The following is a 22,330-nucleotide window of genomic DNA, read 5'->3' as shown; positions in this document are numbered from 1 at the left end:
TGCTGATCATGGAGAATTCAGTCCACAGATGGAGGCATACCGGCCTGATATCGGGTATTATTCTGCTTATGGTCGCGTGCGCCTCCAACCAGCCGGGAAGGGAACGAATAGTTGAATCTCTTTCTGTTAAAGTTACAGGTTATTCAATTGCAGGGCTTCAATATGTCAAAGAGGCGTATATCACGCGCACATCATCCGGTTATATCCTGAGGTATTACTGCCATACCAAAGGGGTATCCGGAAAACTCTGCAAGTGTGCAGAGGTGGAAAAAGAGGTAAAAGAGAGCACGGTAACCCGGCTTCTGGCTGAGTTAAAGACCCTTGATGATGAAGGAGAAAGGGCAAAGTGTTGTGATCATCCGTGGACAGAGATAGAGATCATATACCCGGATGAGAGCAGAAGAAAGCTTACGGTTGCTTTCGAGCCTGTCAAGATAGAGGAGATTTTCAATATATGTAGTGGCCGCTGAAAACGTCTGCAAACATCTATCCGCTCCAGCCGGATAAAAATGGACAGGCTGTTTTTCAATGATCTTTCATCTGATGATCCCTTTTGGGCAAGCAGGTCGGAAAATACATCTATAAGCTAATATTTGATATAGCTGCTATAGTTGCCCTGAGTGTCAGATTCCGCACAGGGAATTCCGCTGACTGCTGCTAATTGTTTATCAGGAACTCAATATACTTCCTGCTCTTTTTGGCCTTAATCTCTTTCTCTCTCTTCATCGCCTCAGATCGGGAGTTGTATTTTTCAGTGTAGACACATGACCAGGGACCCCTGTTACGCTTTGTATGCCTGGTTCCGTGATAATCCGGATTGTTGTGCTGGGAAAGCCTGCGATCCATGTTGTCTGTATGACCGATATAGTATTGGGAGGTTGTTTCGCTTTTTAATATGTATACAATGTAGGGCAAAACAGTAAGATTCCTGAAGATTATATGGGGTTGGCTCCCCGGGCCGGACTCGAATCCCGCAATAAGCGGGGTGGTTAATCCCGAACGCCTTCGGGACTCTGCCAACTCTTTATTCCTGGTTCCGGTTAGGGTTGGCTCCCCGGGCCGGACTCGAACCAGCGACATGGTGGTTAACAGCCACCCGCTCTGCCAACTGAGCTACCGGGGATCTTGCCTTTTACTGCCCAACTATTCTACTCCGGCTACTCCTACATGGTGGTTAATCCCGAATGCTTTCGGGACTCTGCCCCGAACACTTTCGGGAAGCTACCGGGGAAACAGTCTTATTTTATAGCAAAAAACACGGAATTTTGTCAAATAGAACCGGGAACTGTCACGATAAAACGGTCTTACATTTTTTTATAGCGCGCCCTGACCTCTTTTATCTTGCCGCAGGTGTAATCTCCCTCCGGACATGGGCCTGATATACATCCGGGGCCGGCTTTTGAGAATATGATTGGCGCGGCTTTTTTCACAAGTTTCAGCATCTCCTCAGCCATGTCCCTTATCTCCCACTGTGCCCTGAGACAGCAGCGCTGGTGGAAAAAGTGCAGCAACTCCCTGGCATTCATGGTAACCATTATCTTTGTCTCACAGGCATTGGGAAGGACAAACCTTGCATCCTGATTTGCAGCCTCGCCCTTGATACCCTTTTCATTGAGCTTTTTTACAAGATGATTGTATGCCTTCTGGGCCTCTGCCATGAAGTCTTCAAAATACCCTGCGAGCTCTTTATCATCCTTGACTGAAGGCGGGATTACGTAATCAAAGCCTGCCTCCTCGCTGACATACCTCTGTGACTGCTGACTGTATGAGGCAAGCCTGTGACGGACAAGTTGATGAGAACAGGCCCTTGAAATTCCCTCAACGGCAAAGGTAAAGGACGCATGTTCCACAGGGCTCATGTGCCCCATCTTCACAAGCTTTTCAACAAAGGCCTTCTGGTCCTTAGCCTTTATTTTTGTGCTGAGTCCCTCAATATCCGAAGGGCTGTAGCAGAGCTTTGCTGCCATTGCCACGATCTCTTCAGGGTTTGGTGTATGCTTTAAAAGTATAACTTTTAATTTAGCTTCAGACATATTTCAATTACCATTTACTATTTATCATCTGTCATTCGTTTATTATTTATCATCTGTTATCTGTCAATGAACAATGACAAATGATAAATTTCATTTAAAACTCTGGTCCTCTCCTGGGAACTCGCCGTTTTCAACCTCTTCCTTAAACTTCCTTACTGCGTTCAGGGCATCGTCCTTCAGATTGGCATAACGTTTTACAAACTTCGGGACAAACCTCTCGAAGAGGCCGAGTATGTCATGCAACACAAGGACCTGGCCGTCACAGTATGGACCTGCGCCTATACCAATTGTAGGAATCACAAGGGTTTCGCTGATCTTTTTTGCAAGTTCCAGGGGTATTGCCTCGAGTACCAGGCTGAATGCGCCAGCATCCTGAAGCACACGGGCCTCCTCAATCAACCGCTGCCGTGCCTCCTCAGTACGTCCCTGCACACTGTATCCCCCCATTCTATGTATCGCCTGCGGTGTCAATCCTATATGTGCCATAACAGGTATGTCCGCACTCACCATTGCCCTTATCTTATCTGATACCTCAGAGCCCCCTTCTACCTTGACGGCATGGGCACCGCCCTCTTTGAGGAACCTGCCTGCATTCCTTACTGCATCCTCAACCGAGGTCTGATAGGACATAAAGGGCATATCACCTATCACCATTGCCCTCTGAGTTGCCCTTGCCACCATTTTCGTGTGATAAACCATCTCATCCATTGTAACAGGCAGGGTATTTTCAAGGCCCTGAACAACCATTGAGAGGGAATCGCCCACAAGGATTGCATCCACCCCGGCTTCATCAAGAATCCTGGCAAAGGGATAGTCATATGCAGTAAGCAGGGCGAGCTTCCTGCCCTCTGATTTTTTTTTCAGAAAATCGTTAATTGTAATCCTGTCATTTGTCATTTTTCATCTCTCAATGGAAAGTGATAACTGGTAAATGGAAAATCTATAGCCCCGCCCGCTCCATAATCTCGGGAACCTTGTCCTCTATGCCAATGGCCATTATGTGAACTCCGTCGCAGATGCCTTCGTCCCTGATCTGCCTTATGTGTCTGGCACAGATATCGATCCCCTTGTCAAGGCCCTTCCCCTTACCTGCTGCCTTGAGCTCAGCAATAAGTTCCTGCGGCACCTTTATTCCCGGGACATAGTTGTTAAGAAAGTTTGCCATACCTGCACTCTTAAGCACAACAAGCCCTGCAAGCACTTTAACAGGAAAATTCCGTGCGTACTTCATGAACTCCCTGAATTTCTCAATATCGTAAACAGCCTGGGTCTGGAAAAACCTGGCCCCTGCCTTTATCTTCTTTTCAAACTTTATCAGCTGCGGCTCAAGCGGATTTGCCTCAGGAGTGACAACACCCCCCTGAAAGAAATCAGTGCCACCCTTCAACTCATTGCCTGCCATATCCCTGCCGTTATTCAGAGAGTCAACTATCCGGAGCAACTGGACCGACTCAACATCATACACAGGCTTTGCCCCTTTATGGTCACCTGCAGAGACGTGGTCGCCGGTCATACAGAGGACACTCTTCACTCCAAGCGCATAGGCGCCAAGAAGGTCGGACTGAAGTCCTATGCGGTTACGGTCACGGCAAGTCATCTGAAGAATGGGCTCAACCCCGTGCTCAACGGCTATCGCACAACCGGCAAGGGAATTCATTCTCATTACAGCAGACTGGTTGTCGGTAAAATTAATGGCTTCCACCTTGCCTTTCAGCAGTTCTATATGATGGAGCATCTCCGAAATATCAGTCCCTTTGGGAGGACCAACTTCGGCGGTTACGACAAATTTTCCTGACTCAAGGGCCTCTTTGAATGACATTCTCTATTCCTCCTTCTTTCTTTTCAGGCCGGTTAATTTATAACCTTTATGCTACTGTATAATTATGACAGAGGATTGACTTTGACGGACTGCTCATTTCCCCTTTTTCTCTCTTGCACTGAAGGCCCTGGGGCTCTGTCCTGTTGACCAGTCTCTGGCATCAAAAACAGACCCGGTCAGTTCCTCAAGTTTATCAAGCTTCTTCATCCGCTCATATATCCTTACCCATGCACACGGGATGTCCGGACCCACCTCACAGTGGCCATCCTTCATTCCGCCACAGGGCCCGTTAAGCAAACCCTTGGGACAGGTAGTTATCGGACAGATCCCGCCGGTCTTGTCGAGTATGCACTTGCCGCACATGGAGCACCGCTCATCAAAGACCTGGAAGCGTGTCATGTTTCCGAGAAAGAGTGAGTCATTGGTCGCATAGACAGGCTTGTCTTCAAAAAGCTCAACCGCAGTCTGTGTGCCGGCGCCACAGGACATGACGAGAAGGCACTCTGCACTGTTTACTTCATCCTTATAGGCCTTGAGTTCCTTCTTTGTCCCCAGCACCTGACAGCCTGTCTTTGCAACAATACCGCCTGTTACTTCCTTTCCTTCCGACTTCAGGGTCTCTGCAAGTTCCTTAACCTCCTTCTCGCTTCCGGTACCGCAAAGAGAGGCGCACTCCGAGCATCCTATAAGAAAAAAACTCTTGTAGTTTTTGATATTTTCAAGTAATTCCTGAAAGTCACGCTTCCTGGAAATAATCATCTCTAACCTCCTTTTTGAATTACGAGCTACGAACTACGGGTTGCGGGTTTCATTATGATAAACCTCTATTGAGCTTTATCATCTTTCCCTGTCTGCCTGCAACCTGCAACATTGAACCTTATGCCTTCAAAGTTGCCTTCGCAGCCTCTACTGTATTATACATGAGCATGGCAATTGTCATGGGGCCTGCACCGCCAGGCACAGGGGTAATCCAGCCGGCCCTCTCTTTTGCCTTGTCAAACTCCACATCACCAACCAGTTTGCCCTGCTCATTCACATTAATACCGATATCTATAACTGCTGCACCTTCTTTTACCCAGTCACCCTTTACCATATGAGCCCTTCCGACAGCCACACACAGGATATCCGCAGACAGACATTCTCCCTTAAGGTCAGGCGTCCTGCTGTGACATATGGTAACTGTGGCATTCTTTCTGAGCAATAACAGTGCAAGAGGCTTGCCGACTATCACACTCCTTCCGACTATAACGGCCTTCTTTCCGGCAGGGTCAACCCCGTAGGCCTCAAGCATCTTCATTGCCCCGTGAGGCGTGCACGGCACAAAGCCCGGCTCATCAAGGAGAAGCCTTCCCAGTGCATCCGGACCAAAACCATCCACATCCTTCTCAGGTGCAATCCTGTGCATCACTTCCTTCTCATTCATGTGTTTGGGCAGGGGAAGCTGTACCAGTATCCCGTGAATCTCGGGATTTGCATTCAGTTCGTCCACAAGCTTGAGCAGCTCCTCCTGGGTAGCCGACTCAGGGAGTTTATACGCCACACTCTTGATACCAAGGGCCTCACAGGTCTTCTCCTTGTTTGCCACATACTTCTTGCTGGCAGGATTTTCACCCACAAGCACTACGGAAAGGGCCGGATTCACCCCTTTAGACTTAAGTTCATCAACTTCCTTCTTCAGTTTCTCCTTGATGTCTGCTGCCACTTTCTTCCCGTCAATAATCGTTGCTGCCATCAAAACCTCCTTTGTTCCTTGTCAATTTCAATTTGTGGGTTAAGCACGTACTGTCTTAACTGATGATGCAATGATAAATGATAAATAGCAAATGATAAATGATAAATGGTTAATCTCAGTCCCTCTTCTTTATCAGCTCAAGCATCTCTTCCCTTGTTGACTGCTTGCTCCTGAATATCCCTCTTACTGCTGAGGTCACAGTCCTTGCCCCGGGCTTCTTGATTCCCCGCATACTGAGACAGAGATGCTCTGCATCAATGATCACCATGGCCCCTCTTGGTCTCAACCGCTCCATTATCATGTCTGCAAGCTGTGCAGTCAGTCTCTCCTGAACCTGCGGCCTCTTTGCAAGCATCTCAAGTGCCTTTGCAAGCTCCCCTATGCCGACAATCCTTCCCTTCGCAGGGATATAGGCAATATGTGCTCGGCCAAAAAAGGGCAGGAGGTGGTGTTCGCACACAGAGTAAAAGGGTATATCCTTGAGCATCACCATCTCATCATGAGTTTCGCCTTCTATATGCTGCAGGAGGTCTTCGGGAGGGGTCTGAAGACCCGAAAAAATCTCCTGAAACATGGCTGAAACCCTCTGCGGGGTCCTGCGCAATCCGGGCCTTTCAGGGTCCTCACCAATCCCCTCAAGTATAAGCTTCACACCTCTTTCAATCTTTTCTATGTCCATGTCTTATAGTGCCTTACAAGTATTAAAAGATTTTTCCTTAAGCCCCGGCATCCCTTACCTCTATTACTCTCCTGTCTGTAACGATCTTGTTGACCCTGACATCATGGTCTGCAACAGGCACCTCACTGATTACCTGTTCTTCATAGGCCACCGCAACAAGGGGCGGCCTGCGCCTCAATCCGGCAATCAGACGGTCATAGTATCCGCCTCCATAGCCGAGCCTTCCACCCCTTTTATCAAAGGCCACACCGGGCATCACTATAAGTTCAAGCTCCTCAGGGGCTACTTCCCTGCCTTCAACAACTCCCGGTTCCGGTATGTCCATATACCCCGGAGTCAGTTCATCCACAGACCTTATATTATATAGTCCCAGCTCTTTTTTCGCACTGTCCACCTTTGGCAGCACCACCCGCTTACCCTGCATCAGGGCATCCGCTATTATTGGCATCGTGTCAACTTCTGTCCTGAACGAGGCAAAGAGCATAACCGTGCCTGCATTCCTGTATTCTGCCAGCCCGGACAGTCTCTCCCGAATCATCCTGTCCTTGGCCTTCCTTACCTCTAAAGGAATCGCATCCCGCCGGCTTATTACCTCTTTTCTTATAGCCTGTTTGGTATCCATTTTATCGGCTACGGTTACGGTTACGAGGCCCGTTTCGTCTATCGGCCACGCCGTTCGTCTCTTCACGTAACCTCTGAACGCCTCACGATACTGGCTTCGTTACCGTTTGACGTTACCGATCCTTTAGTTTCTCAATTGACTTCTTCAATTCCTCAACCTCTCTCACCGTCTCAGGGCTCTTCTCAAACGGAGGCATACCTGTAAGGTCTGCTTCCATGATTTCCGGGTTGAACTTTATTACACCAGGAAGGAGAATATCGCCCAGGGCTGAACGGACAAATTCCTCATCCCTCTCGTTTCTCACTTTATTTGCAACCGCATATATCCGTTTGACACCAAGTCCTGCTACCATATCCCTTACGGTCCCTGCAGTCTGGATACTCCTCTGCCCCGGCTCCACAACGATCAGAAACATATCAACCCCTTCTGCAGTCCCCCTTGTCAGGTGCTCTATGCCGGCCTCCATATCCACAATCACGACTTCCTCCCTGTCAAGCACAAGGTGCCTCAGCAGACTCCTCAGAAATACATTTTCGGGACAATAACAGCCGGAGGCAGCCTCCTTTGACTTCCCCATCACGAGCAGTGTTATCCCGTTTATCCTGTAGCCAAACTCCTCGGGAATGTCGGCAACCCGTGGATTCAGTTTAAAGATTCCACCCATATTCCCCGGCCTTGCACCTGTCCGATCAGTAATAACGTCGGTCAGTTCCGCTATAGGCCTGATTCCCTCTATCTCCTTTCGGGACAGGCCGAATGCCTGGGCAAGGTTGGCATCAGGGTCTGCATCCACGGCAACAACACTTTTGCCTTCTTTTGCATAGATATGGCTCAGAATAGCAGAAAGGGTGGTTTTACCCACCCCGCCTTTACCGGTTACGGCTATTTTCATGTGGAAATTTTAACATTTAGAGGTGAAACGAGTCAAAGGAGAGAGGCAAACGCCCCCCTGCCTTGCAGGAGGGAATACCCGGGTAAACGGAACGGCTCTCACCTGAACATTGCGTGGCACTGATTGCAGCTCTTCTGCACACTCCCGGCAAGTTTGTCCGCTGCTGAAGCATCCTTTGATTCTATGGCCTTGCCAAGGTCTGTCACTCTCTTCGCAAACACAGCCTGTATGTTCATAAAATCCAGTAATCTATCCGCATTCCTGTGAGGCTTAAACTCCTTCAACTCCTCCGCAGCCTCCACTATCTCGGCCACATCCTCCCCAGCCTCTTTCCAGTCCCTCTCCTTCAACGCCTCCTGAGTTTCAGCCCAATGCTCGGCAATAACACTCATCGTCCTGTGCTGCTTCATCATCTTCATATCCATATTCTTCATGTCCATCTTCATCTCCGAACCGGACTCTTCACCCTCTTCATGGGCAAAGGCTGTCATACCGTACATCAACATAAGTGCAAACACCATAATAACCATAACTGTCTTCATATTAATTCTCCTCCTGTTTTAGCAATAACGTTTCAGTGATAACCCGCACTCATCGACAGCCTTCAATCCCTTCACCGCAAATCGGAAAACTCCATAAATTCATCAAGCTTATAGACTGCAAGTATGCCTGCTCCGGTAGTCCCATGGTTCACATTCGAGATGATGATATCCTTTATACCCTGCACATCCTTCTCCTCAGCAATAATCTCGAGCTTGATACGGTCGTGGATGTCCTCATGGTAAAGGCGCACCTCCTTCCCGAAACCCTTTACAGCCGAACACGTAAAATGTATCCTTTTCTTTTCAAACTCACCGGTAATCTTATCAAATAATGCACGCCTTATTACGGCCATGACCATCTTATGCATCTCGCTCCTCCTTTTTGTTGCTGCTCAGGCTCCTGCCTTTTACGGCAGCATATATCGCCGGTATCACAATCAGGGTAAGGATCGTCGACGATACCATTCCTCCAATCATGGGAGCCGCTATCCTGCGCATTGTATCCGCCCCTGCCCCATGTCCCCAGAAAAGCGGCAGCAGCCCGGCAATGATAGCGGTCACGGTCATCATTATAGGCCGGACCCTTTCGGACGTCCCCGCTATAAACGCCTCGTAAAGATCCTCCCTCGTATTCATCCTGCCTGCAAGCAGACGCTCCTCATATGCATGATCAATATAGATGAGCACCAGCACTCCGATCTCTGCAGAAACACCGGCCAGTGCTATAAAGCCGACCCCGACCGCAATACTCATGTTATAGCCCAACAGGTAGATAAACCAGATACCGCCAACTATTGCAAAGGGCATCGAGAGCATGACAATTATAGCCTCACTGACATTTCTGAAGTTAAAGTAAAGGAGAAGAAATATAACCAGGAGTGTAATCGGCACTACCACGGCAAGCCTCTTGTTAGCCCTCTCCATATACTCATACTGTCCTGACCAGACTATATTGTATCCCGGGGGAAGATCCACCTCGTTGGCAATAACCTCCCTGGCATTCTTCACATAGGTGGCAATATCAATACCTGCAAGGTCCACGTAAATCCAGGCGCTCATCCTTGAGTTTTCACTCTTAATGACAGGGGGCCCCTGGCTTATGCTGATGTTGGCTACCTGAGCTATCGGTATCTGGGCTCCGGTAGGGGTGGCTATAAGTATGCGCTTAAGTTTTGGTATGGTGTCTCTCAACTCACGGCTGTACCTGACATTAACCGGATAGCGCTCCAGCCCCTCAACCGTCTCGGTCACATTCATCCCGCCAATAGCCGACTGGATGACGTCCTGGACATCACCGACCGTAAGGCCGTACCTGGCTGCCGCCCGGCGGTCAATGTCATAATCAAGGTAATATCCTCCGACAACACGCTCGGAATAAACGGAGAGTGTTCCAGGAATCTGTCTCACCACGGCCTCGATCTTCTCTCCAAGGACTGCAAGGGTATCGAGATTATCACCCATTATCTTTATGCCCACAGGCGTCTTGATTCCTGTTGCGAGCATATCTATCCTCGTCTTGATCGGCATTGTCCAGGCATTCGTTACACCCGGCAACTGTATCGCCTTGTTCATCTCGTCCATTAATTCCTTGGGAGTTATCACCCTCTTCTCCGGCCATATCTTCGCAAGGGGAGAACGGATAAAGCCGGGCCAGCCAGAGAAAAACCTCTCTACCGGCACTTCCCGCCACTCCTCCTGGGGCTTCAACATGATGGTGGTCTCTATCATTGATAAAGGTGCCGGGTCAGTCGCAGTATCTGCACGCCCGATCTTGCCAAAGACCCGCTCCACTTCCGGAAAGGACTTGATAATCTTGTCTGTCTGCTGCAGCAGTTCCCTTGCCTTGGTTATGGATATACCGGGAAAGGTACTCGGCATGTACAGCAGGTCTCCCTCGTAAAGCGGCGGCATGAACTCCCCTCCGATCTTCTCGAGTGGAAAAAACATGTCCAGCTTCCCGGCAAGGGTCCTGATCGGCCCTTCCGGCAGCTTCTCGACAACCATTGAACGGAACGGCAGCAGTGTCAAAACCACCAGAACGGCCAGCGCCATGGTAACGGCCTTGTGGTGCAGCACCCAGCGGATTACGGGTTTATACACCCAGATGAGAAACCTGTTAACCGGATTCCTTCTTTCAGGCTTGATCTCCTGGGGCCAGAGGAGGAGCAGGGTCAGGGCACACATGAAGATCGCAATCGAGATACCGAATGCACCGAGCACCGACATGGGAAAGAGTGCTGAAATCAGCCAGAACAGGAGGAAAACAAGCGCTGAGACACCCACTGAGACCACCCTCTGTTTCTTCCTGCTCCACAGTTCGGGCAGGAGAGTGGTTTTGATGAAGTATCCCATCATCACGGGAACGAGTGTCACTGCAAGCAGTGCTGCTCCGGCCATGGAGTAAGTCTTGGTGAACGCAAGGGGCCGGAAAAGCCTTCCTTCCTGGGCCTGAAGCGTAAAGATAGGAAGGAACGAAAAGGTGATGATCAGCAGCGAAAAGAAAAGCGCCGGCCCCACCTGTTTTGCAGCAATGGTTATAATTAACCAGTGGTCCTTGGAACCGCTGTCCTTCTCCAGTTGCTTGTGGGCGTTCTCTATCATCACTATCGCGGCATCGATCATCGCACCTATGGCGATTGCAATGCCGCCAAGGGACATGATATTGGCGTTGAGCCCCTGGAAGTTCATGACGATAATCGCCATAAGGATACCTACAGGCAGTGTAAAAATCGCCACAAAGGCTGACCTGAAATGCAGGAGGAATATTACACAGACAAGTGCCACCACTATGGACTCTTCTATGAGCTTCACCTTGAGAGTAGAGATAGCACTGTTGATCAGTCCGGACCTGTCATAGACGGGAACTATCTCAACGCCTTCCGGAAGACCCGCCTTGAGGCTCTCCAGCTTCTCCTTGACGCGGTCTATAGTTGCAAGTGCATTCCCCCCAAACCGCATCAGCACAACCCCGCCTGCAACCTCCCCTTCACCGTCCAATTCGGTTATACCGCGCCGGAGTTCAGGGCCAAGGTGTACGTTGGCCACGTCCCGGATTAGGATCGGCGTCCCTTTATCGTCCACACCGATAGCGATATTCTTGATATCTTCGATACCTTTGATATAGCCCAGCCCTCTGACCATATATTCGATCTCAGACACCTCCAGCAGGCGTCCGCCCACATCCTGGTTGGACCTCTTTATTGCCTTCTTCACTTTTGATATGGAAATATTGTATGCAAGAAGCTTGTTCGGATCCACATCCACCTGGTACTGCTTCACAAAGCCGCCCACCGAAGCCACCTCGGACACACCTTCCACTGAGGTGAGCTCATAGCGGAGATACCAGTCCTGCATGGAGCGGAGTTGTGCAAGGTCATACTTGCCGGTTCTGTCCACAAGCGCATATTCATATACCCATCCAACACCGGTGGCATCAGGCCCCAGTGACGGGGTTACGCCCTCGGGCAAAAGACCGGACACATAGTTCAGGTACTCAAGCACCCGGCTCCTTGCCCAGTAGAGGTCCGTGCCGTCCTCAAAGAGGATGTAGACAAAGGAAAAACCGAAAAAGGAGTAGCCTCTGACAACAGTTGATCCCGGAACAGCAAGCATCGCCGTTGTAAGCGGGTAAGTAACCTGGTCCTCTACCACCTGAGGCGCCTGTCCTGAGTATTTGGTGTAAATAATAACCTGGACATCAGAGAGGTCGGGAATTGCGTCAAGTGGCATCTTTGACAAGGAATAAATACCCCAGAGGAGAACAAACACAGTGGCAAGGATAATCAGAAACCTGTTTTTTATTGAGTATTCAATTATCTTCTCAAGCATCAGTACTTCTCCTCATTTCCACAAGCGAGCATATCCTTGCCGAGATACGGGTTCTGAACATCAGCCGCCTTCTGCAGCCAGAAAGCCTCCTTCATGGGACAGAAATAGAGTTTAATTCCCGCTGAAAGCGCACTCGTCCTGCCCGCACCCCTGACATAGGTAGCCATCGTCTTACTGAGCGCTGCAAAGGAACCCCGCGCCTTCACGATATCTCCGGAAAGGAGTCCTTCAATAGAGACCTCAACCGGGCGTGTAATTTTCTCCAGATTCCCGTCCGGATCCAATGCCTTTATCCTGTCGACCGTCCCGGACAGGGAACGCGCCCCTTCGGCCACAGCAGCGGGAGATTCCTCAACCAGTGCGCTGTGGATGACACTATAATCATCAATCACCTCTGCCATCAGCTTCTTCTGCTCACTGCTCATCTCCGGATGGAGCATGGCGCCCTTCTTACTCTCAGCGCCCTCCTTCTGAGTTTCAGGCCCGGTGTCCTCCTTCTTCATATCCATATCCATCTTCTGCGACGCCTTCTTGCTTACACCATCTTCCTTTTTGGCTCCGGGCTCCGCATCTTCCTTCTTCATATCCATATCCATATCCATCTTCTGTGACGCCTTCTTGGCTGAAAGCATCTTGTTTATTGCCTCTCGCAGATTACTCTCCGAATCGATGAGGAATTGTCCGGACACTACTGCTATATCGCCCTCCTTCAGTCCGGAAAGGACCTGCACAAATCCCTCAGCCTCCGCCCCGAGCCTGACCTCTTTGGGAAGGAACTTGCCGCCTCCCAGGGACGTTATCACTATGTTGCGAACACCTGTCCGGATGACCGCTTCAGAGGGTACGAGTATGGCATCCGGGCTGATCTTTGACTTCAGCACAACATCGGCATACATGTCCGGCTTCAGTTTTAACCCCGGATTTTCAAACTCCATTCTGACCTGCACCGTCCTTGTCTTTTTTGAAAGGTAGGGATAGATGAAGGTGATACGGCCCTTGTAGGTAACGCCAGGCTCATAAGGAAGTGACATCTCCGCCTCCTGACCGAGCTTGAGAAAAGGAAGCTCGTATTCATAGAAGGAGACCATAACCCACACACGGGAAAGATCGGCGATGGTATAAAGCTTCATCCCCGGATTCACCCTCATGCCCTCAAAGACGGGCTTCTTTATCACAGTACCTGTAGCAGGTGAATGGAGAAGCATACTTTTCTGCACCTCTCCCCTTTCTTCCAGTGCCCTGACCTGAGCGGGTTCTATATCCATCAGCAGAAGCCTCTTCCTTGTGGACTCAAGAAGCGTATCCGCACCCTTCACCACATTCACGAAAGCTGAGTCGGAAGTCTTCTCCTTGTAGCGAAGCGCCTGAAGGTATTCCTCCTGGGTAGCCACCAGTTCAGGGGAGTAGATGGAAAGAAGTTTTTGCCCCTCATTGACATCTTCACCCGTCGTGTCAACATAGAGCTTCTCCACCCAGCCCGATATCTTCGTATTGACATCCTTGACGAGTTCCTCGTCATATGTGATATAACCAACAGTCCGGATCGTGGTAAAAAAGGGTCGTTTCGTAACCTTTTTGGTCCGAACCCCCATATTCTGCACGGTGACAGGGTCTATCCTGATCACACCCTCAACCTCATCTTCAGCCTCATCTTCATACACCGGAATCAGTTCCATCCCCATGGGAGACTTGCCGGGTTTGTCACTGATATAGGTCGGATCCATTGGAGCCTGCCAGTACTTTATCTTCCTCTCTGCTTTCGATGACCCTCCTTCACTCCCCTCACCGGCTGTGACACCGGAAGACGTAGAGGCCGGATTCCCGTCCCCGCTGAGGGCAAACCACAGGATCCCCGCAAACAGCAGGAGCACCAGCACGCCAACTGTAATGAAGACCTTTTTAACTTTAACTGCCATCTTTATTTCCTCCGTTCGTTTTCATTAATCCAGCGGACAAGCCGTCAACCGGCTGCAATCTAAAACAGCCTCTTCCCAACTGCTGCTTCAAGCTCTGCAAGTTTATTTTCATAGTCAGCGATAAACCGGTAATAATCTATCTCGTAGTTATACAGGGTTATCTGGTTATTAACGAGGGTTATAAAGTCCACCTTGTTCACCTTGTATCCTGCAATGGCAGATTGAAGTGACATTGTGCTCTGTGGAATTATCCCGGAACTGAACAGCTCAATCTGCTGCTCATTCTCCTCTATCTCCGTCAGGATATCTTTTATCTGAAAAAAGAGATTGTTCTTCATTGCGTTATACTGCTCTGTGGCCTTCCGGATATTTGCCTCCTCTTCCGCCACCTTCCTGCTCTCCCTGGTCTTGTACCAGAGGGGAATATTTATCGTAACAAAGGCAGAAACAAAGTCTGTTCTTTCAACCGTTGCGCCATCGTCACGCTGTCCATATCCTATCCCTACATCAAAGTCAGGATAATAATCCTTTTTGGCAAACTTATAGGCAAACCTGTACCGGTTGATTAAATGCCGCAACCCAAGCAATACCGGACGGTTCTCTACGGCTATCTGCTGCAGACCTTCAAACGTCAAGTTGAATCCGGTCTGACTTATCTCCTCTATCTCTTCAAATGGCATCTGAACAGGACGGTTCAGGAGGGTATTCAGTCGTGCTATCGCGGTCTGCTTCTTTTGCCTCAGAGAGATCAATCGGTCAATCATCCTTGAAAGCTCTACCTGAGACTTCAGCACATCCTGCTGCAATCCCTGGCCAACGGCATATTTGGTCTCCGCTATCTTTATGAATTCCTTTAAAAGTGCCTTGTTATTTTCGGTTATCTCAATCGCCTTGTTTATAAATGAAAGATTGTTATAAACAACCTTAACCTGCTTTACGATATCATTCTTCTTTTCCATGTACTCTTTTTTAACAATCTCCAATTCCTGCCCGGCCATTGCCCCCTTTAATGCTAACTTGCCGGGAAAAGGAAACTTCTGCATAATGGACATCTGCTTCTGGGTCATCGGCTCCTGATTAAAACTGAAGGTATCCAGGGGTACGTTGACAATCGACAGTTTTAAACGCGGGTCATCAAGGGATTCAGCCTGGGAAGGTCTTTCCCTGTACACCCGGATATTCTCTTCAAAGGCCTTGAGTTCCGGGTTGTTTTTGACAGCTTCTTCTATTAACCCGCTTAACCTCTCTTTATAATCCGGCCCGCCGGCAAAAACCCATCCGGCATTTATAACCAGCAAGGAGATTAATATGGAAACAGCAATTTTCATTTTCATAAATGTCAAACCTCGGTTACCTTGCATTAATTTACTTTGCATTAATACTGAACGTTATTTTCTCGAACTTCCTGCCCGGTCGCTTGAATCTTACATCAACATTCCACTGTCCGGCCATTGCAAGCCCCAACACTGCAGTGTAAGTGTTCCCCTTTTGTATTGCGCTCGTTTCATATTTCATTGCAGGCATTGCAGGCATGAAGTAAGCGAGCTCAACTTCTGCATCTGTTATTGAACCCTTCTCTGCATTGAGAAGCTCCACAGAAATACTGTTCTCTCCAACAACCGGAGCGTCCTTCCCTACTGAAACCTTTACAGTTACATCTCCAGCCTTTTTTACCATATCAGAACCCGTTGCATATACCACTCCCGACATGAAGAACAGACCCAAAAGAACAAAAAGTATCTTCTTCATTTGTACCTCCTCCGATATATTTTTTCTGGTTGTATTAAACCTGAAGATTGTGAATACAGTATGAAGGAAATGTGAAAAAAAGTCGAGGAACCGTACCGAATCAGGATCCCCATATTATGTCCCTCCCCCCATTCCAAATAACTGCAGTGACCGGTAATGCGCACTATCAATTTCCACTTTTCCCTGCTATTATATCCGTATTGACTCATTTTGAGAAAGACCCATTTTGAGAAAGGACAAATGAAGAAATTGATTCATATAATCTTCATAGTCTTGCTGTACGGTAATTTATAAAGTTGCAGAGAATATTATCAACTATCAAGGAGGACATTAATCATGGACCACAGCAAACATTCAGGACATGAAAAGCATGATGAAGGTCATGACGAACACAAAGACCATGACCCGCACGAAGGGCATGACATGCAGAACATGGAACACGAAGGTCATGACATGGAGCACATGGAACACAAGGGCCACAACCATAAAGACCATCACGCACACATGGTAGCTGACTTCAGAAAGAGATTCTGGATATCCCTGATTGTCACCATCCCGATCCTTATGCTCTCACCCCTGGTCCAGGAGTTTATAGGACTCGGTGAGTCCATCAGGTTTCCAGGCGACATGTACCTGCTCTTCGGCCTGTCGTCCTTTGTCTTCTTCTACGGTGGATACCCGTTTCTCAAGGGGCTTTTCGACGAATTGAAGGCAGCAAACCCAGGGATGATGACCCTGATTGCAATAGCGATTACAACGGCATATGTTTACAGCAGCGTGGTCGTCTTTGGACTAAGCGGCAAGATATTCTTCTGGGAACTTGCCACGCTTGTTGACATCATGCTCGTCGGTCACTGGATAGAGATGAGGTCTATAATGGGCGCCTCGCGTGCACTTGAGGCACTGGCAACGCTCATGCCGTCAGAGGCCCACCTGCTAATGCCCGACGGCAGTGTAAAGGACGTGCCTCTGGAACAGCTTAAGCCAGGCGACAAGGTTCTGGTAAAACCCGGTGAGAAGGTCCCGGCTGACGGTGATGTCGTTGACGGCAGGTCATCGGTAAACGAGTCCATGCTTACAGGAGAATCAATGCCTGTAACAAAAACAACAGGTGCAGAGGTAATAGGCGGTTCCATCAATGGCGAAGGGTCGATTACCGTTGAAATAAAAAAGACCGGGAAGGATTCATTCCTCTCACAGGTAATCAACCTCGTAAGGGAGGCCCAGGAGAGCAAGTCAAAGACTCAGGATCTGGCAAACAAGGCCGCCTTATGGCTCACGATAATAGCCTTGGCAGGCGGTGGAATTACATTGTTCGTATGGCTGGTCATAATGCATAAAGACTTTGCCTTTGCCCTTGAGAGGACCGTTACGGTAATGGTTATAACCTGCCCTCATGCGTTAGGTCTTGCAGTACCCCTGGTAGTTGCCGTCTCCACCGCGCTCTCTGCCAAAAACGGGCTGCTGATAAGAAACCGTGTTGCCTTTGAGAGGGCAAGGAATATTCAGGCCATCATCTTTGATAAAACAGGCACACTCACAGAGGGCAGGTTCGGCGTTACCGATACGATTATCCTTTCTGATAATATGGACGAAAAGGAACTCATCAAGTATGCCGCTTCAGTCGAGGCACACTCGGAACATCCCATAGCAAAGGCGATCGTGGATTCCTCCGAAACGTACCCCGTCGAGGAGTTTATGGCAATCCCCGGTAAGGGGGCTGAGGGCAAGGTAAACGGCAGGGAGGTAAAGGTTGTAAGCCCCGGTTTTCTGAGGGAAAAAAACATGACAATCACTGATAAACGAATCGACGAATTGTCATCTCAGGGAAAAACGGTTGTTTTTGTAATAGTTGACGGAGAGTTAAAGGGTGCAATAGCACTGGCAGATATCATCAGGCCTGAATCAAAGAAAGCAATCTCCATGCTCAGGAAAAAGGGCATCAAGTGTATGATGCTTACAGGCGACAACCGCCAGGTTGCCAAGTGGGTATCGGAAGAACTGAATCTGGACGATTATTTTGCCGAGGTTCTTCCTCATGAAAAATCGGAAAAGGTAAAAGAGGTACAGAAGAGGGGACTGGTGGTTGCAATGACTGGCGATGGCGTAAACGACGCCCCTGCACTTGCACAGGCGGATGTCGGCATTGCCATTGGAGCAGGAACAGACGTGGCTGTGGAGACAGCGGACATCATCCTTGTAAGGAGCAATCCCCTTGATGTTGTAGCCATTATCGATCTTGCCCGCGCAACGTACAAAAAGATGATCCAGAATCTTGCCTGGGCAACAGGCTACAACGCATTTGCCATACCCCTTGCAGCAGGGGTTCTTTATAAAGCCGGGATCCTGCTCAGCCCGGCAATGGGGGCAGTGCTGATGTCTTTGAGCACGGTAATCGTGGCAATAAATGCGAAGTTTTTAAAAGTAAAAAAGGTTGGGTGATACCCACGACCTGGGGATAGTTCAAATGGCTTGTATCCCCGGATAATATGTGGTATGCTTTCACAAGGAAAGGAGGTGAGAATCAATGACGATTAAGAAGATTACAAAAAAGAAGGCCCTTACATGCAAGTGCCACAGTTCATGTTAGGAATCAAAAAACTGCAAAACATCAACTTATGGAGACAGGTATGAAAAGAATATTCTTTATAACCACCCTTGTATTTGCATTAACGGCACCCTTGTTAACAACAGGCTATGCAGAGACCAAGGCAGAGACTGCAGGTTATGGCCATGCACAGACAAACAGTAAAGGCAGCATGGAAGGACAACCGGCGCACATGGAAAAGTGTGCAATGATGATGAAACATGTAATGATGATGAAGATAACGGATATGTTGAAGAAAACAATGGAGATACAGAAAAAGCTGCTGCTGGAGCCTGCAGAGAGTGCAAAGAAAGAGATGATCAAGGAACTGGATCTGATGATTGCAAACCTGGACAAGATGATGTCAAAAATGCACATGATGATGAAGGATAAAATGGAGGGTGCTGCAGGAGGGTGTCCAGCCGGAGAACACAAGAAAGATGCTGATATGGGCAAGCAACATTAAAAACTCCCCGCCGCATAGACAGGGGGGGATTGTGGTGATTACAGGAATATGAAACCGAATTTTAAAAAAGACCCAGTATGCAAAATGGATGTCAGCGGGCTTCATAAGCCGCTGACAACTGTTTACAAGAAAAAGACCCATTGCTTCTGCTCTGAAAAATGCAGGGACAGATTTCTTAACGACCCTGAACTATTCATTTCCGAAACCAAAAAAAGCACCGGTATCTATTGCAAGGCCTGCCAGACAGAGATATATGACGGATTCCATATAAAAGACAACGGCCCCTATTGTTGTGAAAAATGTTATTTCAGGGACAGATTCCTCGGAGGTGTGATTGAAAGGATGGAGGGCGTATACCTTGCCACCATAGAGGCATTTGTAAAGGCGATAGACACAAGGGAACATGAAGTTGGAGATCACTCCTACCGGGTTACACAGTTTGCCATGGTACTGTCTCAGAAAATCGGAATAACAGGGAGGGACCTTGTAGATATCTACTGCGGCTCACTACTGCATGACATAGGCAAGATAGGCATACCCGACTCCATCCTGCTGAAAGAGGGAAAACTCACTGAAGAAGAGACTGCTGTAATGGCACGGCATCCTGAAGCAGGTTACAGAATCATAAACCACATAGGATACCTCGCAAGGGTTGCTGATATAATACATTCCCACCACGAACTCTATGACGGTACAGGTTATCCACGAGGACTCAAGGGAAATGAAATAACACTGGGGGCAAGGATATTTGCAGTATGCGACACCCTCGACGCACTCACAGTGGACAGACCATACAGAAGCGCAATACCCTTTAAAGAGGCAAAGGAGTATATCATTTCAGTATCAGGCACCCGTTTTGACCCTCAGGTAGTAGAGGATTTTTTGCGTGCCGAAGATGACATAGAGGAGTTTGTAGCAAAGATCATGCTTTAAGACTTGACTATTCCCGTGGGTCTTACCACGCGGAACTTCATTAAAAATCATACAATCTGCACACAGGTAGGAGGGTTGGTTATGAACAGGAGAGATTTCCTTATTACAGGCGCTGCCCTCTCGGCGGCAACACTTCTGCCGGGTTCTCTCTTTGCCGAGACAACGAAAAGAAAGAACTTAAAGCGTTTTCCCCGGCAACTCAAACCTGAAATGGAGGGCAACGTCAAGGTCTTCCGTCTCTTCGTCGACATCCACCAGCAGGAACTCGCGCCGGGGGTCAAAACCCACACCCTTGCCTTCAACAACCAGGTTCCGGGTCCCGAAATAAGGGTCAACAGGGGAGACAGGGTAAAAGTCTATTTCAAAAACAAAACTGAGCTCAACCACACCATCCACTGGCACGGCATGCATGTACCATGGCGTATGGACGGAGTGCCGTATATCACCCAGATGCCTGTAATGCCGGGCCAGGAGTTCGTCTATGAATTCGTCGCAGAGCCTTACGGTACACACTTCTATCACTGCCACTGGGGAACGCTGCTGCACATGCAGTCCGGCATGTTCGGCAGCCTTATAGTCGAGGACCCGGACGATCCGATAAAAAAGAGGTTCCCCTATGAACGGGAGTACACGCTCCTCTATTCCGCACACGATCTCAATTTCCTGAGAAACGAGATAAATGCCATGCTCCAGCGGATGAAGGAGCGTCTCTACCTGGTCAAGAACGGCCGGTTTGACAAGGAGAGGTTTGCAGTATTTGACAGCAAGGAAGAGCTGGAAGAGGCCGTGCGTAACGGCTACCAGCCGCCTTACGTCGTAAACCGCAGGGCGCCGGCAGACCTCGCACAACCCTTCTGGTTCACGGTAAACGGAAAATCCTACCCATCAACACCAACCCTTTACATCAGGGAAGGTGAATCAATACGCGTCCGGTTGATAAACAGCGGCACTGAGGAGCACTACCTGCACCTCCACGGCCACGACTTCTGGCTGGTCTGTGATGACGGCATTCCCGTACCCCAGCCATGGCAGATGAACACCATGCGGCTGAGTCCCGGCAAGACCCTTGACATCATCATAGAGGGCACGAACCGCGGAATCTGGACTTTCCACGACCATGACACACGAAGGGTGACCAACAACGGCCTCTATCCCGGAGGCAACCTCATGGCCCTCGTTTACGAGGACCTGCCTGAGGAAGAAAGACGGATCATGCCTATGCAGGGTATGAACAACCTGATACCAAAAGTCGCTCTCGACGAATAAAAAAGGAGGGGAGGACATGCTGAAAAAGAAAACATCCTTAAGTCTCCTGATCATACTATTGACCGCCTTGCTCTGCAACACCGGCTCTGCCGAGGTAACCCCGGAAATACTGCTCGGTGCACGAGGCATAGCATCTCTGAACCTCGACTATTCACCGGGAGGGGACTCGGAAGAAGTCAGTGATATCTCCGACACGAGTCTCCTTGTAGGATTCCGCCAGAAGCTTTACAGCAAGTACAGGGGAACACTGGTTATAGGATTCCAGTTTCCCGACGAAGGTTCTCAACTCGAGCCGATACTCTTTCATCAGGTCTTCCTGAGGGTTGAGGACAGAACCAACATCTTCAAGGTCGGCCGCACCAGGGTCAGGAGTGCCATGATAGAGTTTCCCACCCTGAGAGACGACGATGCCATCGACTTCACCGATATCCTGAACCCTTTCTCTTCCGGGGAGGATGCTGAGGACAACCAGTACGGCAGTATCATGGAGGCAACCCGGATATTCGGACAGAGATACCGGCTCAGTGCCTATGGAGAGCACCTCAAAGAGGAGACGGAAAATATATCGAAAGACTTTGGCTTCAATGCCCTCGGCCTCTCCTTTCAGTACCGTGTACCTGAAAGTCAGAGATGGAACCGTGAGATACTGAACCAGATCGGGATCAGCCTGAACACTGCCCTGACAAGCAGGCCGGGATATTCAGGAGAGCTGGACAAGGCACTGAAAAGCATCACCTTCTCCACCATTCTGAACATCCGCCCGGACCCGGTACATTTCTGGGACCTCAGACACCAGAGCATATTCAACCTCGGGTTTTCCGAGGTTAAAAAACTCAGCGATTATGCCGATATTACACGTGCAAGGTCCATCAGCACCTTCACGTCCCTCAGGTACCTCTACCGGAAACTCGAAAGGCCGGCACTGCAGGCAGCCCTCTCATACGGCTACAAGGCCTTCCCGGATCTTTCGAACGATAGCAGTCAACACCAGGTGATAGCCAACAGCTTCTACCGAATCGGCGAGAATTTCGATGTGGGGCTCCAGATTCGCTATCAGAAGAACAGCGGGGATATGAAGACCATGATAGGAGAGCACGAGACAGAAGTACAGTTTGCACTCATCTACTCAATCGAGCAGCTATGGAACAGCCAGTTCGATGACCGTGAATCCCTCCTGAACCTCGAACACGGCTACATCCCGTAAAAGACGACCAATTCATACAGAACAAAGAAGGCCGGCCGGGAATTCCCGGCCGGCCTTCTTTT

21 protein-coding genes and 1 tRNA gene are annotated in these 22,330 nt (G+C 49.2%); 6 read left to right on the top strand and 16 right to left on the bottom strand.

The genetic code is table 11. The features are described 5' to 3' along the window. Window positions 1-8: 8 nt before the first annotated feature. Window positions 9-470, top strand: coding sequence for a hypothetical protein (locus tag VST71_07620; GenBank protein ID MEC4685583.1), 462 nt, complete (start codon window positions 9-11; stop codon window positions 468-470). Window positions 471-657: 187 nt separating this feature from the next. On the opposite strand, the gene VST71_07615 is transcribed toward VST71_07620, so the two are convergent. The 16 genes from VST71_07615 to VST71_07540 all read right to left on the bottom strand — a co-directional run bounded on the left by VST71_07615 (window position 658) and on the right by VST71_07540 (window position 15,812). Beyond that, a complete protein-coding gene (locus VST71_07615; GenBank protein MEC4685582.1) occupies window positions 658-1,080 on the bottom strand; it encodes a GIY-YIG nuclease family protein in 423 nt (140 codons plus the stop codon). Then, window positions 1,048-1,123: transfer RNA gene (locus VST71_07610), tRNA-Asn, on the bottom strand. Before VST71_07610 ends, VST71_07615 begins: the two co-directional genes overlap by 33 nt. Before the next feature lie 181 nt (window positions 1,124-1,304). Beyond that, a complete protein-coding gene (thyX, locus tag VST71_07605; GenBank protein ID MEC4685581.1) occupies window positions 1,305-2,033 on the bottom strand; it encodes an FAD-dependent thymidylate synthase in 729 nt (242 codons plus the stop codon). 90 nt (window positions 2,034-2,123) lie between these two features. After that, window positions 2,124-2,930: a 3-methyl-2-oxobutanoate hydroxymethyltransferase gene (gene panB / locus VST71_07600; protein MEC4685580.1), complete on the bottom strand. Its 807-nt coding sequence runs from the start codon at window positions 2,928-2,930 to the stop codon at window positions 2,124-2,126. A 43-nt stretch (window positions 2,931-2,973) separates the two neighbouring features. Continuing rightward, entirely contained in the window at window positions 2,974-3,852 is an 879-nt protein-coding gene (locus VST71_07595; protein ID MEC4685579.1) for a methylenetetrahydrofolate reductase, read from the bottom strand. A gap of 93 nt (window positions 3,853-3,945) precedes the next feature. Further along, on the bottom strand, window positions 3,946-4,611 hold the full coding sequence (locus tag VST71_07590; GenBank protein MEC4685578.1) for a methylenetetrahydrofolate reductase C-terminal domain-containing protein: 666 nt from the start codon (window positions 4,609-4,611) through the stop codon (window positions 3,946-3,948). A gap of 118 nt (window positions 4,612-4,729) precedes the next feature. Beyond that, window positions 4,730-5,584 (bottom strand): bifunctional methylenetetrahydrofolate dehydrogenase/methenyltetrahydrofolate cyclohydrolase FolD, encoded by an 855-nt coding sequence (gene folD, locus VST71_07585; protein ID MEC4685577.1) that lies wholly within the window; start codon window positions 5,582-5,584, stop codon window positions 4,730-4,732. 115 nt (window positions 5,585-5,699) lie between these two features. Then, window positions 5,700-6,263, bottom strand: coding sequence for a GTP cyclohydrolase I FolE (gene folE / locus VST71_07580; protein ID MEC4685576.1), 564 nt, complete (start codon window positions 6,261-6,263; stop codon window positions 5,700-5,702). 37 nt (window positions 6,264-6,300) lie between these two features. Then, complete coding sequence (locus tag VST71_07575; protein ID MEC4685575.1) at window positions 6,301-6,951, bottom strand: 5-formyltetrahydrofolate cyclo-ligase; 651 nt, start codon at window positions 6,949-6,951, stop codon at window positions 6,301-6,303. Between the two features lie 46 nt (window positions 6,952-6,997). Next, window positions 6,998-7,777 (bottom strand): carbon monoxide dehydrogenase accessory protein CooC, encoded by a 780-nt coding sequence (locus VST71_07570; GenBank protein MEC4685574.1) that lies wholly within the window; start codon window positions 7,775-7,777, stop codon window positions 6,998-7,000. 98 nt (window positions 7,778-7,875) lie between these two features. Further along, window positions 7,876-8,319: a hypothetical protein gene (locus tag VST71_07565; protein ID MEC4685573.1), complete on the bottom strand. Its 444-nt coding sequence runs from the start codon at window positions 8,317-8,319 to the stop codon at window positions 7,876-7,878. 71 nt (window positions 8,320-8,390) lie between these two features. Beyond that, window positions 8,391-8,687: a P-II family nitrogen regulator gene (locus VST71_07560; protein MEC4685572.1), complete on the bottom strand. Its 297-nt coding sequence runs from the start codon at window positions 8,685-8,687 to the stop codon at window positions 8,391-8,393. After that, complete coding sequence (locus tag VST71_07555) at window positions 8,680-12,147, bottom strand: efflux RND transporter permease subunit (GenBank protein MEC4685571.1); 3,468 nt, start codon at window positions 12,145-12,147, stop codon at window positions 8,680-8,682. The genes VST71_07560 and VST71_07555 overlap by 8 nt, the downstream gene beginning before the upstream one ends. Further along, complete coding sequence (locus VST71_07550; protein MEC4685570.1) at window positions 12,147-14,063, bottom strand: efflux RND transporter periplasmic adaptor subunit; 1,917 nt, start codon at window positions 14,061-14,063, stop codon at window positions 12,147-12,149. The genes VST71_07555 and VST71_07550 overlap by 1 nt, the downstream gene beginning before the upstream one ends. A gap of 59 nt (window positions 14,064-14,122) precedes the next feature. Further along, window positions 14,123-15,397 carry a TolC family protein gene (locus tag VST71_07545; protein ID MEC4685569.1) on the bottom strand — a complete coding sequence of 425 codons (1,275 nt, stop codon included), beginning with the start codon at window positions 15,395-15,397 and terminating at the stop codon, window positions 14,123-14,125. A 31-nt stretch (window positions 15,398-15,428) separates the two neighbouring features. Further along, the gene (locus tag VST71_07540; protein ID MEC4685568.1) at window positions 15,429-15,812 is read right to left on the bottom strand and encodes a FixH family protein; all 384 of its coding nucleotides are present in this window, start codon (window positions 15,810-15,812) and stop codon (window positions 15,429-15,431) included. Window positions 15,813-16,235: 423 nt separating this feature from the next. Between VST71_07540 and VST71_07535 the strand changes: the two genes are divergently transcribed. The 5 genes from VST71_07535 to VST71_07515 all read left to right on the top strand — a co-directional run bounded on the left by VST71_07535 (window position 16,236) and on the right by VST71_07515 (window position 22,268). Further along, window positions 16,236-18,254 carry a heavy metal translocating P-type ATPase gene (locus tag VST71_07535; GenBank protein ID MEC4685567.1) on the top strand — a complete coding sequence of 673 codons (2,019 nt, stop codon included), beginning with the start codon at window positions 16,236-16,238 and terminating at the stop codon, window positions 18,252-18,254. A 188-nt stretch (window positions 18,255-18,442) separates the two neighbouring features. Then, window positions 18,443-18,865: a hypothetical protein gene (locus tag VST71_07530; GenBank protein MEC4685566.1), complete on the top strand. Its 423-nt coding sequence runs from the start codon at window positions 18,443-18,445 to the stop codon at window positions 18,863-18,865. Window positions 18,866-18,913: 48 nt separating this feature from the next. Further along, window positions 18,914-19,798, top strand: coding sequence for an HD domain-containing phosphohydrolase (locus tag VST71_07525; GenBank protein MEC4685565.1), 885 nt, complete (start codon window positions 18,914-18,916; stop codon window positions 19,796-19,798). A gap of 81 nt (window positions 19,799-19,879) precedes the next feature. Next, window positions 19,880-21,064, top strand: a complete 1,185-nt coding sequence (locus VST71_07520; protein ID MEC4685564.1) for a multicopper oxidase domain-containing protein — start codon at window positions 19,880-19,882, stop codon at window positions 21,062-21,064. 16 nt (window positions 21,065-21,080) lie between these two features. Beyond that, complete coding sequence (locus VST71_07515) at window positions 21,081-22,268, top strand: hypothetical protein (protein ID MEC4685563.1); 1,188 nt, start codon at window positions 21,081-21,083, stop codon at window positions 22,266-22,268. The last annotated feature ends 62 nt before the right edge of the window (window positions 22,269-22,330 follow it).

The organism is Nitrospirota bacterium (assembly GCA_035873375.1).
GTDB lineage: Bacteria > Nitrospirota > Thermodesulfovibrionia > Thermodesulfovibrionales > JdFR-85 > BMS3Bbin07.
The sequence above is the reverse complement of the archived record's forward strand: the minus strand, read 5'-3'. Positions and strand labels throughout refer to the sequence as shown.

What these genes read in the sequence shown, in the direction of transcription:
- VST71_07620 (MEC4685583.1), top strand. Translation starts at nt 9, where the DNA reads ATGGAGAATTCAGTCCACAGATGGAGGCATACCGGCCTGATATCGGGT.
- VST71_07615 (MEC4685582.1), bottom strand. Translation starts at nt 1,080, where the DNA reads ATGTCGCTGGTTCGAGTCCGGCCCGGGGAGCCAACCCTAACCGGAACC.
- thyX (MEC4685581.1), bottom strand. Translation starts at nt 2,033, where the DNA reads ATGTCTGAAGCTAAATTAAAAGTTATACTTTTAAAGCATACACCAAAC.
- panB (MEC4685580.1), bottom strand. Translation starts at nt 2,930, where the DNA reads ATGACAAATGACAGGATTACAATTAACGATTTTCTGAAAAAAAAATCA.
- VST71_07595 (MEC4685579.1), bottom strand. Translation starts at nt 3,852, where the DNA reads ATGTCATTCAAAGAGGCCCTTGAGTCAGGAAAATTTGTCGTAACCGCC.
- VST71_07590 (MEC4685578.1), bottom strand. Translation starts at nt 4,611, where the DNA reads ATGATTATTTCCAGGAAGCGTGACTTTCAGGAATTACTTGAAAATATC.
- folD (MEC4685577.1), bottom strand. Translation starts at nt 5,584, where the DNA reads ATGGCAGCAACGATTATTGACGGGAAGAAAGTGGCAGCAGACATCAAG.
- folE (MEC4685576.1), bottom strand. Translation starts at nt 6,263, where the DNA reads ATGGACATAGAAAAGATTGAAAGAGGTGTGAAGCTTATACTTGAGGGG.
- VST71_07570 (MEC4685574.1), bottom strand. Translation starts at nt 7,777, where the DNA reads ATGAAAATAGCCGTAACCGGTAAAGGCGGGGTGGGTAAAACCACCCTT.
- VST71_07565 (MEC4685573.1), bottom strand. Translation starts at nt 8,319, where the DNA reads ATGAAGACAGTTATGGTTATTATGGTGTTTGCACTTATGTTGATGTAC.
- VST71_07560 (MEC4685572.1), bottom strand. Translation starts at nt 8,687, where the DNA reads ATGCATAAGATGGTCATGGCCGTAATAAGGCGTGCATTATTTGATAAG.
- VST71_07555 (MEC4685571.1), bottom strand. Translation starts at nt 12,147, where the DNA reads ATGCTTGAGAAGATAATTGAATACTCAATAAAAAACAGGTTTCTGATT.
- VST71_07550 (MEC4685570.1), bottom strand. Translation starts at nt 14,063, where the DNA reads ATGGCAGTTAAAGTTAAAAAGGTCTTCATTACAGTTGGCGTGCTGGTG.
- VST71_07545 (MEC4685569.1), bottom strand. Translation starts at nt 15,397, where the DNA reads ATGAAAATGAAAATTGCTGTTTCCATATTAATCTCCTTGCTGGTTATA.
- VST71_07540 (MEC4685568.1), bottom strand. Translation starts at nt 15,812, where the DNA reads ATGAAGAAGATACTTTTTGTTCTTTTGGGTCTGTTCTTCATGTCGGGA.
- VST71_07535 (MEC4685567.1), top strand. Translation starts at nt 16,236, where the DNA reads ATGCAGAACATGGAACACGAAGGTCATGACATGGAGCACATGGAACAC.
- VST71_07530 (MEC4685566.1), top strand. Translation starts at nt 18,443, where the DNA reads ATGAAAAGAATATTCTTTATAACCACCCTTGTATTTGCATTAACGGCA.
- VST71_07525 (MEC4685565.1), top strand. Translation starts at nt 18,914, where the DNA reads ATGAAACCGAATTTTAAAAAAGACCCAGTATGCAAAATGGATGTCAGC.
- VST71_07520 (MEC4685564.1), top strand. Translation starts at nt 19,880, where the DNA reads ATGAACAGGAGAGATTTCCTTATTACAGGCGCTGCCCTCTCGGCGGCA.
- VST71_07515 (MEC4685563.1), top strand. Translation starts at nt 21,081, where the DNA reads ATGCTGAAAAAGAAAACATCCTTAAGTCTCCTGATCATACTATTGACC.